This window comes from Microcystis sp. M53598_WE2, assembly GCF_030067735.1.
GTDB classification, from domain to species: domain Bacteria; phylum Cyanobacteriota; class Cyanobacteriia; order Cyanobacteriales; family Microcystaceae; genus Microcystis; species Microcystis aeruginosa.
Genome location: NZ_JASJFE010000772.1, coordinates 1 through 1486 on the forward strand (window position 1 = coordinate 1; position 1486 = coordinate 1486).

The 1486-nt window shown below is 48.9% G+C and carries 1 protein-coding gene and 2 pseudogenes; 2 read left to right on the forward strand and 1 reads right to left on the reverse strand.

Going from position 1 to position 1486, the window contains the following annotated elements:
• Nucleotides 1-333, forward strand: a pseudogene (locus tag PX636_RS15770) (transposase); the annotation flags it as partial.
• 157 nt (nucleotides 334-490) lie between these two features.
• A complete protein-coding gene (locus tag PX636_RS15775; protein ID WP_002796620.1) occupies nucleotides 491-1240 on the forward strand; it encodes an SIMPL domain-containing protein in 750 nt (249 codons plus the stop codon).
• Between the two features lie 114 nt (nucleotides 1241-1354).
• Here PX636_RS15775 and PX636_RS15780 read toward each other — a convergent pair.
• Nucleotides 1355-1486 (reverse strand): annotated as a pseudogene (locus PX636_RS15780) (RNA-guided endonuclease TnpB family protein); the annotation flags it as partial.

The window sequence follows — 1486 nt, forward strand, 5'->3', positions numbered from 1 at the left end:
AAAAACTGTGGAGGTCAACTATCGGAGGATAGAAAGAAAATAACTTTCACAGATAAGAAAAATATTGGCACGGTTAAACTGAAAGGAACCAGAGACCTAAACTTTTACCCTATAGACCAAATTAAACGAGTTAGGATTGTTAAACGAGCAGACGGTTACTATGTCCAATTCTGTCTTAGCGTTGATATTCGGGAATATGCGAAACCGTTAGAGCCGACTAAAAGATGTGTGGGATTGGATGTAGGTTTAAAAGTTTTCTACGCTAACAGTGATGGGGAAACGGTAGAGATACCGCAATACTATCGCCAGGCAGAAAAAAGATTAAACCGTTTGACCCCCTCTTGCCCCCCGACGTCGGGAAGGGCTGAATAATCTTTGCTGTCAAAACGCATCAACCTGACGCAAGAAAAATTTATTTTTGTAAATAATAATTTCAACTCGCTCGCTACTAGCATAGGATAGAAACGTCGAATTTTCAGGAGGAGTGACGATGAAAGACAGTTCTATATTCCGACGTTTCCCGCAGCTATTTGCGGGTTTGTCGGTGCTATCGATCGCTCTCGTCTTGAGTTCCTGGATAGCGGCGCGCTCCCTCTTAGCGGTGAAACGGGCCAGCGATGTTTTTGTCGTGACTGGTTCGGCAAAAAGGGCGATTACATCCGATTATATTCTCTGGCGTTTATCGGTTTCCAGTCAACAACCCACCGCCCGCGAAGCCTATCGCGATCTGATCCGGCAAACCGAGCGGATACGAGCTTATCTCAAAGAAAAACAAGTTCCCGACGACGCAATCACCACCAACGCAATCGAGACGATGGCGATTCCCGAAGTAACAGCTAACGGCCAGGAAACTGGGCAAATTCTTGCCTATCGCCTCAGCCAACGCTTCGAGATCCGAGCGGGGGATGTGGCCCGTTACACGGAACTTTCTAGGCAGGTAACGGAATTGATCGAGGAGGGAATTAGCCTCGTCTCTGAACCCCCCCAATACCTTTACACCCAACTCGATAAGCTGCGGGTGGAAATGGTGGCGGCAGCGACCAAGGATGCGAGAGCCAGAGCCGAAGCGATCGCCAGTAGTACTGGCAGTCGGGTGGGAAGGGTGCGCGATGCGAAAACGGGAGTTTTTCAGATCACCTCGCGCAATTCCACCGACGTGAGCGATTCGGGAATTTACGACACTTCCTCGATCGACAAAGATATTACTGCGGTCGTTTCGGTGACGTTCGGGATCGAGTGAATTACAAGACAATCCTTAGTGCTGTCCAGACAGGGGAGCCTCTGTGCTAGAGCTAGACTTGACGTTGACATCCTCGCCGCCGTAAAACGGACGGCGATTCCCAAACCTCACGATTTAGGTTTCTGCTTGGGGTCCCGAAGGATTTTTCGCACCTGCCTTAACAGATTTACTCTGTTCTGGTCTTATGGTCGCTCTACAGACTGACACCGCAAGCCCTGCGGCCAAAATATTTTTACTGGCGTTAAT